Source organism: Lederbergia sp. NSJ-179, from assembly GCF_022867885.1.
Classification (GTDB): Bacteria; Bacillota; Bacilli; order Bacillales; family Bacillaceae_C; genus Lederbergia.
On sequence record NZ_JALIFP010000004.1, the window covers coordinates 165,831 to 179,887 of the forward strand.

Annotated in this window: 16 protein-coding genes; 10 read left to right on the plus strand and 6 right to left on the minus strand. The window is 40.8% G+C overall.

Annotation, left to right across the window (positions count from 1 at the left end):
• The first annotated feature begins 49 nt into the window (after positions 1-49).
• Positions 50-649 carry a spore coat protein gene (locus tag MUB24_RS05050; RefSeq protein WP_244702028.1) on the plus strand — a complete coding sequence of 200 codons (600 nt, stop codon included), beginning with the start codon at positions 50-52 and terminating at the stop codon, positions 647-649.
• Between the two features lie 166 nt (positions 650-815).
• Here MUB24_RS05050 and MUB24_RS05055 read toward each other — a convergent pair whose 3' ends face one another.
• Positions 816-1,133, minus strand: coding sequence for a thioredoxin family protein (locus tag MUB24_RS05055; RefSeq protein ID WP_244702030.1), 318 nt, complete (start codon positions 1,131-1,133; stop codon positions 816-818).
• 161 nt (positions 1,134-1,294) lie between these two features.
• Here MUB24_RS05055 and MUB24_RS05060 point away from each other — a divergent pair, with 161 nt between their 5' ends.
• Positions 1,295-2,500: an FtsW/RodA/SpoVE family cell cycle protein gene (locus tag MUB24_RS05060; RefSeq protein ID WP_244702031.1), complete on the plus strand. Its 1,206-nt coding sequence runs from the start codon at positions 1,295-1,297 to the stop codon at positions 2,498-2,500.
• Between the two features lie 26 nt (positions 2,501-2,526).
• Here MUB24_RS05060 and MUB24_RS05065 read toward each other — a convergent pair whose 3' ends face one another.
• The 5 genes from MUB24_RS05065 to MUB24_RS05085 form a co-directional block, all read right to left on the minus strand.
• Positions 2,527-3,417, minus strand: coding sequence for a CPBP family intramembrane glutamic endopeptidase (locus tag MUB24_RS05065; protein WP_244702032.1), 891 nt, complete (start codon positions 3,415-3,417; stop codon positions 2,527-2,529).
• A gap of 116 nt (positions 3,418-3,533) precedes the next feature.
• Complete coding sequence (locus MUB24_RS05070) at positions 3,534-3,995, minus strand: DUF3169 family protein (RefSeq protein ID WP_244702033.1); 462 nt, start codon at positions 3,993-3,995, stop codon at positions 3,534-3,536.
• Entirely contained in the window at positions 3,992-4,201 is a 210-nt protein-coding gene (locus MUB24_RS05075) for a helix-turn-helix transcriptional regulator (RefSeq protein WP_244702088.1), read from the minus strand. Before MUB24_RS05075 ends, MUB24_RS05070 begins: the two co-directional genes overlap by 4 nt.
• A 166-nt stretch (positions 4,202-4,367) precedes the next feature.
• Complete coding sequence (locus MUB24_RS05080; protein ID WP_244702034.1) at positions 4,368-4,709, minus strand: spore coat protein; 342 nt, start codon at positions 4,707-4,709, stop codon at positions 4,368-4,370.
• Between the two features lie 18 nt (positions 4,710-4,727).
• Entirely contained in the window at positions 4,728-4,997 is a 270-nt protein-coding gene (locus MUB24_RS05085; RefSeq protein WP_244702090.1) for a hypothetical protein, read from the minus strand.
• 378 nt (positions 4,998-5,375) lie between these two features.
• Here MUB24_RS05085 and MUB24_RS05090 point away from each other — a divergent pair, with 378 nt between their 5' ends.
• From MUB24_RS05090 to sufC, 8 genes are all read left to right on the plus strand, one after another.
• The gene (locus MUB24_RS05090) at positions 5,376-7,712 is read left to right on the plus strand and encodes a 3-hydroxyacyl-CoA dehydrogenase/enoyl-CoA hydratase family protein (protein WP_244702035.1); all 2,337 of its coding nucleotides are present in this window, start codon (positions 5,376-5,378) and stop codon (positions 7,710-7,712) included.
• A 442-nt stretch (positions 7,713-8,154) separates the two neighbouring features.
• A complete protein-coding gene (locus MUB24_RS05095; RefSeq protein ID WP_244702036.1) occupies positions 8,155-9,330 on the plus strand; it encodes an acetyl-CoA C-acetyltransferase in 1,176 nt (391 codons plus the stop codon).
• A gap of 18 nt (positions 9,331-9,348) precedes the next feature.
• Positions 9,349-11,133: an acyl-CoA dehydrogenase family protein gene (locus tag MUB24_RS05100; protein ID WP_244702038.1), complete on the plus strand. Its 1,785-nt coding sequence runs from the start codon at positions 9,349-9,351 to the stop codon at positions 11,131-11,133.
• A gap of 157 nt (positions 11,134-11,290) precedes the next feature.
• Positions 11,291-11,680, plus strand: a complete 390-nt coding sequence (locus tag MUB24_RS05105; RefSeq protein ID WP_244702040.1) for an arsenate reductase family protein — start codon at positions 11,291-11,293, stop codon at positions 11,678-11,680.
• Positions 11,681-11,831: 151 nt separating this feature from the next.
• On the plus strand, positions 11,832-12,215 hold the full coding sequence (gene gcvH, locus MUB24_RS05110) for a glycine cleavage system protein GcvH (RefSeq protein WP_244702042.1): 384 nt from the start codon (positions 11,832-11,834) through the stop codon (positions 12,213-12,215).
• 69 nt (positions 12,216-12,284) lie between these two features.
• Entirely contained in the window at positions 12,285-12,617 is a 333-nt protein-coding gene (locus tag MUB24_RS05115) for a thioredoxin family protein (protein WP_244702043.1), read from the plus strand.
• A 266-nt stretch (positions 12,618-12,883) separates the two neighbouring features.
• Positions 12,884-13,036, plus strand: a complete 153-nt coding sequence (locus MUB24_RS05120) for a YuzK family famiily protein (RefSeq protein WP_244702044.1) — start codon at positions 12,884-12,886, stop codon at positions 13,034-13,036.
• Positions 13,037-13,254: 218 nt separating this feature from the next.
• Complete coding sequence (gene sufC / locus MUB24_RS05125) at positions 13,255-14,040, plus strand: Fe-S cluster assembly ATPase SufC (RefSeq protein ID WP_244702093.1); 786 nt, start codon at positions 13,255-13,257, stop codon at positions 14,038-14,040.
• Positions 14,041-14,057 lie beyond the last annotated feature (17 nt).

The window sequence follows — 14,057 nt, forward strand, 5'->3', positions numbered from 1 at the left end:
GTGGGGGGCTTACTGTCAGCTAATAAACGGGAATGGAGGTGTGAAAAAGATGCAATTAGCTTCTCATGAACTGTTTAATTTAAAGGAATTGATTGCAAGTTGCTATAATACAGTAACTTGTATGGGGAATTTTATTCAGCAAGCACAGGACCCAGAATTGAAATCGATGTTGGAAAAACACTACCCGAAACATATTGAAGACTACAATATGAAGGTGAAGTTTGTTCAACAACCGAACACACCAGATTTCGAGCAATTTCAGCCAGATGAATTGATGCCAAAGCTGAATAATTTTACACAGGCGCCAATGATGCAACCGGCCAATGCACCAAGATTGGACGCAGTGACTCATAATGACCGGGAGATCGCCTTAGCTTATTTGCTTAATCAAAAAGCAGCGGCTAAAGATTATGCGGCTTCAGCAGTAGAATGTGCGAATCCACAATTAAGGACATTTTTGGAAAATGCCTTTCTCAACAGCAGCCATCATAGTTATGAAATTTGGCAATATATGACGGAGAAAGGGTATTATCCATTGACAGCGGCACAACAGGGGGATATCCAAGCCATCGGCGGGATGTATCAGGAGGTTCAACAATATCCGTTTCGACCAGATTCATCCTTTGATCAGCAGCAACCATTACAGTAACAGAATCAAACGGCTCCTACGACTTTCTTAGCGGGAGCCTGTTTGTATGAGCGGAGGACGGTTGTATAGGGGCGACAAGCAAATGTTCCTGAACCAAGGAAGGGCGATTTTTCCTTCATAGGTTCAGAGTTATTTGACCTCGAGCCCCTACCGTCCGCAGCTAGCCTTATGAATGTTGTTCTAAAAATTCTGAGACCTGTTCAGGTGTTTTGGCGTTGGCACTATGTAGATGTGCTAATTTTTCACCGTTTTGGAAAATAAGAAGACTTGGAATTCCCATCACCTGATATTTTTCAGCGAGTTCAGGGAATTGATCGCGGTCGATTTCATACCAAGTGAATTGTTGATACTCTTCGATAATCTCCCCAATAAACATGTCCAATCGTTTACAATCTGGACACCAATCGGCCTCAAATTTGATAATCACAGGCTTCTCACTAGAAATTACTTGATCAAACATTTCTTGATTTTGAATAGCTTCCATTTCAGTCATGCCTCCTTTTCGTTATTGTACGTATTTTATGTATTTATTTTCAACAATCTCGTCTTAACATGGAAAGTCCAAAATTTGTTTCTTTTTAAATGGATGGATTTTCAGTATAATGATAAGATGGAATCCTGAACTAGAAAAAAGAGGAAGAGATTATGACATCATCTAAAAAACAAATTCCTAAAATAGATTACGGCATTATTTTAACGTTAATGTTAATGGCGCTAGTTAGTTTGATTACGATTTATAGTGCGCAGAAGACGGGGCAATACAAAGTGGGAGATCACAATATGAATTTTGTCCCTAAGCAGATTCAGTGGTATGTGATTGGGTCTGTCGCGGCTTATATTGTAATGAGATTAGACTCCGATCAAATGAAGAAAATTTCTTGGTATGCCTATGGGCTTTGTGCGTTTTCATTACTTGGTCTTTTGGCGATTGATGCCTTAGGCTTTTCAGAAAAGTTTTTTTTAGCCCCCGAAAGAAATGGTGCACGAAGCTGGTACCAAATTCCAGGTGCAGGTTTAATTCAGCCGGCCGAGTTTATGAAAATCTTCTTAATTATTACGTTGGCGAAGGTGACATCTGGACATCATGTGAAGTTTGTCCAAAAGACCTTTAAATCAGATATATGGCTGCTGCTGAAATTAGGGGCGATCACAGGGGTACCCGCTCTATTAATTCTCAAGCAGCCCGATCTCGGAACGGCACTCGTTTTTGTTGCGATTCTATTAGCGGTGATTCTTGTATCAGGTATTTCTTGGAAAATCTTAACCCCGTTGTTTACGATTAGCGGGCTGGCTGGCGGAGCCTTACTGTATATTGCGATTTATCACCATGAGCTCTTGCAAGGGGTTTTAGAGTCTCATCAATATAAGCGAATCTATTCTTGGTTGGATCCTTACAATTTTCGAACCGATGAAGGCTACCAACTCGTAAATGCCTTAGAATCGATTGGTTCAGGAATGACTAGTGGAAAAGGATTTTATAAGGGTGAAGTCTATATGCCTGAAAGTCATTCTGATTTTATTTTTACAACGATTGGGGAGGAATTTGGCTTTATTGGCGCGAGTATCGTGATTAGTCTCTTCTTCCTGCTAATTTACCAGATAACAAGAACAGGTTTAGATACGAAAAATCCTTTCTATTCCTATATTTGTACCGGAGTAGTGGCGATGATCGCTTTCCACGTTTTCCAAAATATCGGAATGACGATTGGGCTAATGCCGATTACTGGAATTCCACTTCCCTTTATTAGTTATGGCGGAAGCGGACTGCTCGCCAATATGATGGTTATTGGAATAGTTTTGTCTGTGCGTTATCATTATAAAAGATTTATGTTTGCATCGGATGAAGATTAATAGAAAAGACAAGACCACTCGCTTTATCAAACTGAGTGGTCTTTCGTATATAATTTGGTGATCAAGAAGCCAAGAAGAATGAAAAGTGTCGCGAAAAGTCCACCCTCGAGTCCGAATGCACCGCCAGTTAGTAAGGAATTCCCATTAGAAGGATCAATTTGATAAAGACCATGGGGAGAAGTGCCACTAACCGCAAAGCCGAAAACACTCCCTTGAAAATAATTCCACGTGATATGATACCCGATCGGAAGCCACAAGTTATTCGTACGATCAAACATATAGGCGAATAATAGTCCAACGAAGACAATATTGATTAGACCGATCATACTCACATGTGGATTCGTACCATGCGCAAGACTAAACACGACCGCTGAGACGAGATAGATGACCCATCTTTTATTTTGACGTGAGGCCATTGTTTGCATCACATAACCCCGGAAAAACATTTCTTCAAAAAGCCCAACCAAAATAAACATAATCAGAAAGCTAATCGTAAAAGCATTAAAGTCTGGCTGTGAAAAAGAATTCAAAAGCTTGATATTCCCTGTTGCTAATAATAGAAAGAAAATGCATGCAATGGAAGCTGCGCCAAGGAAAAGCCCGAATAATAAATCCTTCCAAGAACTCTTAAAACCAAGTTCTTTCACCGATTTTTTGTTCCAAAATTTCCAAAGGAGGAGGGTTGCCAAGATGCCACCAATTGTGCCTCCTCCTTGTGTAAGTAGCAGGACCCAAGGCCGATTTTCAAAAGCAGCCATAATATCAAGTGAAATCGAAGCAGATTGATTGGTGATTTCCGTAACAGCTAATAGAATGATGCCTGGAATTGAAAAGATGTTTTGGCTAATATACATCGTGATAAAGGCAATAATAATGACCCACCCAGCTCGAATTTGCCCCTCGTTATTTTTAAACATATTCTTTTCCACCTTATAAAAAAACATTGAGTTTTAGTTTTACGAAAATAGACGTTTGATATGCAAATGATCAAGGTATTTATTTAGAATCCATGTTTCATTCGCTAACGGATGCCTTAAATTTTTCGAATATGGAAGAAATAGGTCAATATCTGAATGATCGGGATCAATAACACAATGAAAATAGGAAAATAGCGAAACTGATCTTCAAATAATGGATAAAAGACAAGGGCAAATGCGGCAATGGGTGCCGATATCCAAGTAGAAATAAACGCTTTCCGGCAAGCCTCCCCTGATATTTCTCGTTCACGCTCATCCCTTTCTGAAAATTGCAGTGGGAAAAGCCAGCTCGAATTTTCTTTGTTTTTCTTTTTGTAACGGTATATGAAATATAGAATGATGCTAAATAGAAAGTAAATCAAGAATGGCCAAATAGATAAAGTCACCTCCCAGGGCGGAGTTGGATTGTTCATGATGACGGCGAATTGGGCATATGTGTCATATAAAGCGGCGAGGGCCCACCCCATTAAAATAAGGGTAAGAATACTTAGTACCATAGAAAAAACAGGCGATCTCATTCGTTTTCCTCCTTTTTTTTGAGCCAAAAAACTTTTTCCATTGGAAGCTCAAAGGTCTCGCAGATTAGTAAGCCTAATAATAGCGATGGGGTATAATCCCCTTTTTCTATCGCCGCAATTGTTTGGCGAGTGACCCCGACTCTAACGGCGAGATCTGATTGCGAATAGTGAAATCTGGCACGCAACTCCTTTACGCAATTTTTCATCAGCACATACTATTCCTCCTTATGTTAAATCAACTTAACATTGGTATATTTTTATTGTAAAGTATTCCTAACGATATGTAAAGCCTATTTAACAATTTCAGTAAAAAAAAGAACAGACTTTTTTGGAAAGTCTGCTCGATTTCTATATGCTAGTCTTTGGATGGAGTTACTGGATATTCCCTTGGTAGGGGAATTGATTGGTATACCCTTGATGCTGCTGAAGGGACTGCTGGATTTTTTGCGTTTCTTCCGCTTCCAATTGATACCAGCCTTTTTCAAACATTAAATTAAAGAGATCATGCTGCATATTTTGTGTTTCAGTAAAGATCGCTAATAAATCATCATAAAGATGCTGATGACTCGCTTCACTTAGGACAACGGAATAAGCATTGGTCATATATTTTTCCTGACTCAAAATATCATTAACAAAATCTCGTTCATTCATTTGTGGCGTTTTCGGAACCTGGGTGCTTGGATTTTTAATTTGTTGCATATTTTGATTTTGCATGGAGAAACTCCTTTCTTTTTATTGTGTCATTGAATTATTTTGCTGTTTTTCTTCTAAGTGACTTAAAATTTTCATATAATGTCGTTGGTGCATTTGCCCACAAGCTTCTAATTTGTTTTTAATCTGCTGGTCCTGACAATGTGATGCAGCATGGTGAGCTTTTTTCATGGCCAAGAGATTCCATGCCAGCATGTCATTAATATACAAATAATCCTTTGTTGTAATGACATGTGGGGGCTGCTGCATGATTGGTTGTTGATTTTGCTGATTCATTGGTTGGTTTTGCATCATATTCTTACCTCCTTTATTTTGACATGTATAGTTTGGCTTGTCTTTCGAATATTTATGTACAGATCTCAATGTACAATTCACGAAAGGGGAGAAGTTCAGCAATTGCAGTCCGAAGTTCAGCAATCCGAGCCAAAAGTTCAGCAATTACGGTCCAAAGTTCAGCAATTCAACTCCGAAGTTCAGCAATTCGACTCAGGAGTCCAGCAATCATCCGCAATCTCATGTAAAATAAATACAGTTTATTTTATTTTTTCATTTGCAAGCGGATTCAATTTTAGATATATTAATAGTAATCAATTAAATAATGAGTCTCTTATTTTTTTTAAAAAATAATGAATGACTATTCATTCAAAAATGGGTAAGGAGGAATTTTGATTGACATACCGGATAAAAAAGGCGGCTGTCATTGGGTCTGGTGTTATGGGTGCAGGGATTGCAGCACATTTGGCGAATGTAGGGATTTCCACATTTTTATTGGATATTGTTCCTAATGAGAATAAGGGAGATCGAAATAATTTAGCGAATACAGCATTGAAGAGATTGATCAAGGAAAAGCCAGCTCCACTTACACATAAGAAACGATTGTCCTATATTACCCCAGGGAATATAGAGGATGATGTGGAAAAATTAGCGACTGTTGATTGGATTATTGAAGTAGTGGTTGAAAATTTGGAAGTGAAAAAACAAGTATTTTCTCTTATTGATCAACATCGGAAATCTGGGAGTATTGTCAGTTCCAATACGTCTGGAATTTCGATTGAAGCAATGGCTGAGGGACGATCAGAGGATTTTAGACGCCATTTTCTCGGAACCCATTTTTTTAATCCGCCACGGTATTTAAAATTGCTTGAAATCATTCCGACTGTAAAAACGGACCCAAGTGTTGTGACCTTTATGAAACAATTTGGGGAAGATGTACTTGGAAAGGGAGTGGTTGAAGCAAAGGATACCCCTAATTTTATCGCCAACCGGATTGGGACCTATGGGTTACTTGTCACGGTACGTGAAATGCTGGCAGAAGGAATGAGTGTAGGGGAGGTTGATTCCATTACAGGGACACTTCTAGGACGCCCTAAAAGTGCTACCTTTCGCACATTGGATATCGTAGGATTAGATACCTTTATTCATGTAGCCCAGAATGTTTACGAGAAGGTTGAAGGGGCGGAAAAACAAATATTCACTGTCCCCGATTTTATGAAGAAAATGTTGGAACAAAATTTGCTCGGTAGTAAAGCTGGAAAAGGGTTTTATTGGAAGAAGGGCAATGGCATCCTGGAGCTAAATCCTGAAACCTTCCAATACGAACCGCGAAAGAAACTAAAGACACCAGGGATTGAAATGGCGAAACAAGCCAAAGGCACAAGCAATCGATTGAGTGCTCTGCTTTATTCCGATGACCGTGCAGGCCGGTTTCTCTGGAAAATTATCGCTCCCGTCCTTGCGATTTCCGCTGAATTGGTAGGAGAGATTGCAGATGACCTTGTCGCGATCGATCAGGCGATGAAATGGGGATTCGGTTGGAAAACAGGTCCATTCGAAATATGGGATGCGATTGGTGTTGAAACATCGGTACAGAAGATGGAAGCGGAGGGGATTCATGTTCCCGAATGGGTGAAGGCCATGTTGGAAAACGGGCACTCCTCTTTTTATCATGATAAACAATTTTATACAAACAAGGGAGAATATCTGCCAATCAAAAGGAATCCAAAGGAAATTGATTTACGGTTATTGGAAAAGCAAGGAAAGATTGTGAAGAAGAACAGCGGGGCCAATTTGATTGATATTGGAGATGATGTTCTTTTATTAGAGTTTCAATCTCCCAATAATGCGATTGGTTTCGATATTATTCAAATGATCCATCAAGCAATTGATGAGGTGGAAAAGAATTACAAAGGACTTGTGATTGGAAATCAGGGCAAAAATTTTTGTGTGGGGGCTAATATTGCCATGATTTTGATGGCGGCTCAAGAGGATGATGTTTTTGAGGTCGATCTTGTTGTCCGTAAGTTTCAAGAAGCGATGTTGCGGATTAAATATAGTGAAAGACCTGTTGTTGTCGCTCCGTTTGGCATGACGCTTGGTGGGGGAGCGGAAGTGAGCTTACCCTCCGCGCATATTCAGGCTTCAATGGAAACGTATATCGGACTTGTAGAAACAGGTGTAGGGCTGATTCCAGGTGGAGGAGGAAATAAGGAATTATACCTCAAAATCCTAAGAAACCTACCTGAGGGGGTTGAAGTGGATTTACAAGCAGTTGCCAACCGGGTTTTTGAAACGATTGCGTTGGCAAAGGTCTCGACCTCTGCTGAGGAAGCGCGGGAAAATAATTTTTTGTCGCAAACGGACGGGATTAGTGTGAATGGCGATCATTTACTTTATGATGCTAAACAAAGGGTGCTTGCCTTATATGATCAAGGCTATCAACCACCAAAACCCGAAAAAATTCCTGTGACAGGGGAAACCGGATATGCCGCTTTATTGGTTGGGGCAGAGGCAATGCGATTATCTGGATATATTTCCGAGCATGATATGAAAATTGCCAAAAAATTAGCCTATGTGATTGCGGGTGGCAATGTTCCTTATGGAACGGTTGTGGATGAACAATATTTACTAATTTTGGAAAGAGAAGCGTTTATTAGCCTTGTCTCCGAACCGAAATCGCAACAGCGGATGCAGCATATGTTGATGAAAGGAAAGCCATTACGTAATTAATTCGTACTTTTTTATAAGGTAAGAAAGAAAAATTGGCTAATGTTTGGATCTAGCTCCAGCGCCTAGCCCCGAGAGGCTCGCAGGATGCGAGTCCATCGGCGTTGCCACAGGACGTGGCGACCTTAGCCGATGTTCCACTAAATAACCTGAGACAATAAAAGTCAAAACCGGACTTTTCTTGTCTCAGAACATTTGCTTGTCGGGGCTGACCAAGGCGCTTGCGCTTTTCTTACAGGATAGGAAAGTATAAATTTTGGCTAATGTTGGATCTAGCTCCAGCGCCCAGCGACTAGCAAACTTTCGGTGCCTGCTTGCGTAAGTCAACATCGATTCACCCTTCGGGTTCATCGTGTTTCCTTTATCTCGTCAGGCCCCTAAAAAGTTTGTACGTCGCTAAACGGGCGCTTGCGCTTTTCTTATAACGAATGTGAGGGGGAGTATGATGCAAGAGGCAGTGATTGTCGCAGGAGCCAGAACGCCAGTTGGAAGGGCAAAAAAAGGAACACTGGCCCATACACGCCCAGATGATCTTGGGGCATTGGTTGTGAAGGAAACATTGAAACGGGCAGGGGATTATGAAGGAACGATTGATGATTTGATTATTGGCTGTGCCATGCCAGAGGCAGAGCAAGGCATGAATATGGCCAGATATATTGGGGCCTTGGCAGGATTACCTGAAACGGTTCCTGCGATTACAGTTAATCGTTATTGTTCATCAGGTTTACAGTCAATCGCCTATGCGGCAGAAAGAATCATGTTAGGGCATGCTGATACCATCATCGCGGGTGGAGCGGAATCGATGAGTTTGGTGCCAATGATGGGGCATGTCGTCCGGCCGAATCGTAAAATCGCGGAAACCGCTCCTGAATATTATATGAGTATGGGGCATACGGCAGAGGAAGTGGCCAAGAAATACGGGGTTTCTCGAGAAGAGCAAGATGCCTTTGCTGTTCGCAGCCATCAAAAAGCCGCAAAAGCGATCAAAGAGGGGAAATTTACGGAGGAAATCCTACCAGTTAAAGTGACAAATCGGGTGGTTGGATCGGATCATAGGCTCCAAGAGAGGACGATTGAATTTTCGGAAGATGAAGGGGTACGGGCTAATACAAATGCAGAAGTACTCGCGACACTTCGCCCAGCTTTTTCTGTAGAGGGAACCGTGACAGCCGGAAATTCATCGCAAATGAGTGATGGAGCCGCTGCTGTGATGGTGATGGAACATGAAAAAGCAAAATCCCTTGGGCTTGGTGTGATGGCTAAGTTTCGTTCTTTTGCGGTGGCAGGAGTTCCACCAGAGGTGATGGGGATTGGACCGATTGAAGCGGTACCAAAAGCCTTGAAACTTGCCGGCCTTGAATTATCAGATATAGGCTTGTTCGAATTAAATGAAGCCTTTGCTTCCCAATCGATTCAAGTCATTCGAGCTTTAGGAATCGATGAAGAAATCGTCAATGTGAATGGGGGAGCGATCGCACTTGGTCACCCACTCGGTTGTACAGGTACGAAATTAACTCTGTCTTTAATTTATGAAATGAAACGGCGAAATGTCCAGTTTGGCGTTGTGACCATGTGTATCGGTGGAGGAATGGGAGCAGCAGGCGTTTTTGAACTCACTTAATCAAGGGGAGGAATTGGAATGGCACATAATGTCGTAAAAACAATCAAAGGTGGAGCCTTTTTAATCGAGGAACTTTCTCCAGAACAATTATTTACTCCAGAAGATTATACAGATGAGCATAAAATGATTTACAAAACGAGTGATGATTTTGTGAAGAAGGAAGTCCTTCCACAAGTGGAGTATTTGGAGGAGCATGAATTCGATCGTTCCGTTCAATTGTTAAAAAAAGCAGGAGAACTTGGGCTTCTAGGGGCGGATGTCCCAGAGGAATATGGGGGCTTGGCACTGGATAAAGTTAGTTCTGCTCTAATTGCCGAAGCGATGTCTCAGGCTGGCGGTTTTTCGATCTCACATGGTGCCCATGTGGGGATTGGTTCTCTTCCAATTGTCTTATTCGGAAATGAAGAACAGAAGCAAGCCTATTTACCTGCATTAGCCACGGGCGAGAAACTGGCTGCTTATGCCTTAACCGAGCCCGGCTCAGGATCAGATGCTTTAGGGGCAAGGACAACAGCCACATTGAATAAAGCAGGAACGCATTATCTTTTAAATGGGGAAAAGCAATGGATTACCAACTCCGCTTTCGCCGATGTCTTTATTGTCTATGCTAAAATTGATGGAGAACATTTTTCCGCTTTTATTGTGGAACGTGATTTTCCCGGCGTTTCAACTGGCCCAGAAGAAAAGAAAATGGGGATTAAGAGTTCCTCTACTCGAACATTAATTCTAGAGGATGCAAAGGTGCCTGTTGAAAATCTTTTAGGAGAAGCGGGGAAGGGACATCGGATCGCCTTCAATATCTTAAATATCGGCCGTTATAAGCTTGGAGTTGGAGCTGTCGGTGGTTCCAAACGCGCTTTAGAAATTACCTTGAAATATGCGAATCAAAGGAAGCAATTTCAAACGCCCATTTCACAATTTAATTTAACGAAAGAGAAGTTTGGCACATTGGGTGCTGAGCTTTATGCGGCGGAAAGCTCTGTCTATCGAACGGTTGGTTTGTTTGAAGAGCGAATGAGTCAATTAACAGAGGAACAGGTTAAAAATGGAACAGAAGTGGCCAACTCGATTCGGGAATATGCGATTGAATGTTCCTTGAATAAAGTATTTGCTTCAGAAGTTTTGGACCATGTGGTGGATGAAGGGGTCCAAATTCATGGAGGCTACGGGTATATGGAAGAATACGAGATTGAGAGGGCCTATCGAGATTCACGGATTAATCGAATTTTTGAAGGGACGAATGAAATCAACCGTTTACTCGTACCTGGCACATTTTTAAAAATGGCTTTTAAAGGGGAGCTCCCTTTATTAGAGAAAGCGCAATCCCTACAAGAAGAAGTAATGATGATGATGCCGGAAGAACCAGGAAATGAACCTCTCGAACAAGAGAAATACTTAGTAGCGGGTAGTAAAAAGGTCGCCTTAATGATTGCTGGGTTAGGAGCCCAAAAATTCGGGTCTAGGCTTGAACAGGAACAAGAAATTTTAAGCAAAATGGCGGATGTCGTGTCTTTGGCCTATGCGATGGAATCTGTCGTTGTACGGACGGAAAAGGCGATCGCCAAAACGGGAGTCGAGAAAAATAAGCAAAAGCTTCTTTATACAGAAATTTTTTGTCAGAATGCGATTGTAAAAATAGAGCAGCTGGCAAGAGAAAGTTTGGCCGCGATTGAAGAAGGGGATACCTTCCGATTAATGAACTCAGCCTTACGCAAATTAATCCGTCATACACCGATTAATAGCATCGCGAAGAAAAGAGAGGCAGCAGATCGATTAATAGAAGCCGAGCGGTATGTGGTATAAAGATTAAAAAGCACTAAGATTAAGTCTTGGTGCTTTGTTTGTTGTCTACGATATCGTAGAATTGGATCATATGAATTTGTTGGACTTCCAGCATAGGAGGAAGTTTCACTTTATGTTATAATCAATCTTGCAATATGGAAAGAATGGAGAGATGAAAGTGGCCTTACGTTTTTATTGGTATCCTAAATGTGGGACATGTCGGAAAGCCAAAAAATGGTTGGATGATCATCAACTAGATTATAAGGAAATACATATTGTCGAGCAGCCTCCATCTCGTGAAGAGTTGGAAAATCTCTATCAAAAAAGTGGATTGGAATTAAAAAAGTTTTTTAATACGAGTGGAAAAAAATACCGGGAGCTCGGGTTAAAGGACAAGATTGGCAAAGCTTCGAACAAAGAGCTGCTTGAGATTTTGGCGAGTGATGGCATGCTGATAAAAAGGCCGATCATCACAGATGGTAAAACAGTAACAGTGGGGTTTAAAGAAGATGAATTTGAAAAAACATGGAGGCCTGCGGGAAGCAGGTCACAAAGGTATGGCGATTGATGTCGCGCACTTAGCCTTTGAGACCAACAGGATAGGCGTTGCTACAAACGTGGCGATTTTAGCCTAAGATCATTCTTTTGTTAAGCATGTTTTCTTGATTTCATCAAGGCCTTTTTGTACATTACAATTATTAACTCTTGGAGGGATAAAGATGAATACACCGAAGGAATTACTTTATTCGGAAGAACATGAATGGGTGAAGGAAGAAGGGGACAAAGTTCGAATCGGGATTACGGAGTTTGCGCAAGCGGAATTAGGCGACATTGTGTTTGTTGAACTTCCAGAAGTCGGGGATGAAGTAACAGCAGATGAGCCATTTGGAAGTGTGGAATCTGTTAAAACTGTTTCAGAACTGTATGCGCCATTAAGTGGAAAAGTAGTGGAGGTCAATGAGGAATTAGAGGATAGTCCCGAATTTGTCAATGAATCTCCCTACGAAAAAGCGTGGATGATTGTGATTGAACCATCAGACGAAAGTGAAAAGGATAACCTCATGTCTGCGGAGGAATATGAAGAAATGACGAGTGAAGATTAAAATAAAGTGTAGCTGTCCCAAAGTGGCCTAACCGGGACAGCCCTTTTTTTCAAAAGGAGAATTTGTTTTATGAAAGAATCTACAAAAGATGAGATGCTAAAGGCGTTAGAAAGAAAAGATTCAGTAGTCTTTTATTTTTACACACCATTATGCGGCACCTGTCAAATCGCCGGAAAAATGCTGGAAATTGTAGAGAAAATGCTCCCTGACCTTCCCTTCAAAAAGGCGGACCTTAACTACCTTCCCGAAATGGCCGAAACATTTTCCATTGAAAGTGTCCCCTGCCTCATTCATCTGCACGATGGAAAAATTCAAAATAAAATTTACGCCTTCCACTCTGTCCCCTATCTTTACGAAACGTTGAAGGAGCCTGGTACGGCCCGAAATTTGTCGAAAGATTAAGCCTTGCGGGACTTTTGTATTGTTTATTGTAGTACTTTAGACTTAGTTTCTTAAATGAACACTTTTGCACAAAACTGGCGTTGATCCCTTATATCATGCATGGAAGAGCTTGTATCTTTTACTATTTACTATTTTGTCATTTGGTTTTTATCGTATATAATGGGGTACGTGAAAAGGGTAATTCAAAAAATGATCTTTTGAAAAGGTCAAAAAAATGAAAGGATTGGTCCCTTATTAATCCCTTAAAGATTGAGTACACAGATGGAATGGAAAAAGCGATGCATGCTGCACATGGAGTTGGATATGAGGTGTATAAAAGACAACATCATGTTCGGATGAGAATTGAGAAGAAACGAGAAAAAGACTACTTGCGTTCTCAAAGAGTAGCATCAGATTTGGAACGGAAAATCCATGTTTAAGAAATCAATCAACTTAACATAATAAACGTAAAAACCTAGATTTAAGGGGCTGGCATTTTATATGTCAGCCTTTTTCACTTCTTTTTTAAAAGAAAAAAGCCACGTCTAAAATCTCCCCTAGTTGATAATAATTTTAAAATGGTTTAAGATGGGGATGGAATAAGAAAGAAGGATAAATTCTTCAAAATAAAAAATCACAATCTCGATACGGAGGTATGATCATGGCTTCAACATTAATAATTAAGGATCTTCATGTGGAGATCGAAGGGAAAGAGATTTTAAAAGGTGTCAACCTTGAAATAAAGGGTGGAGAAATTCATGCTGTGATGGGGCCAAATGGTACTGGGAAATCAACCTTGGCTTCGGCGATTATGGGTCATCCTAAATATGAAGTCACAAGCGGTTCCATTACAATGGATGGGAAAGATGTATTAGAAATGGAAGTGGATGAGCGTGCACTTGCAGGACTTTTCCTGGCGATGCAATATCCAAGTGAAATCAGTGGTGTTACAAATGCCGATTTCCTTCGTTCTTCCATTAATGCGCGTCGTGAGGAAGGAAAGGAAATTTCCCTAATGAAATTTATTAAGGAAATGGATGCAAAAATGGAACTATTAGAAATGGATCCTAATATGGCCCAACGTTACTTAAATGAAGGATTCTCCGGTGGCGAAAAGAAACGCAATGAAATTTTGCAATTAATGATGATCCAACCAGCGATTGCGATCCTTGATGAAATAGATTCAGGACTTGATATTGATGCATTGAAGGTTGTGTCTAAAGGGATTAATGAAATGCGCTCCAGTGAATTTGGATGCATGATTATTACTCACTATCAACGTCTTTTAAATTATATTACTCCTGACAAAGTCCATGTGATGATGCAAGGCCGTGTTGTGAAATCAGGTGGTCCGGAGCTTGCGCAAAAATTAGAGGCAGAAGGATATGACTGGATTAAAGAAGAACTTGGAATTGAAGACGAAACAGTTGGTCAAGAAGCATAAGTGTTAGGAGGATTATC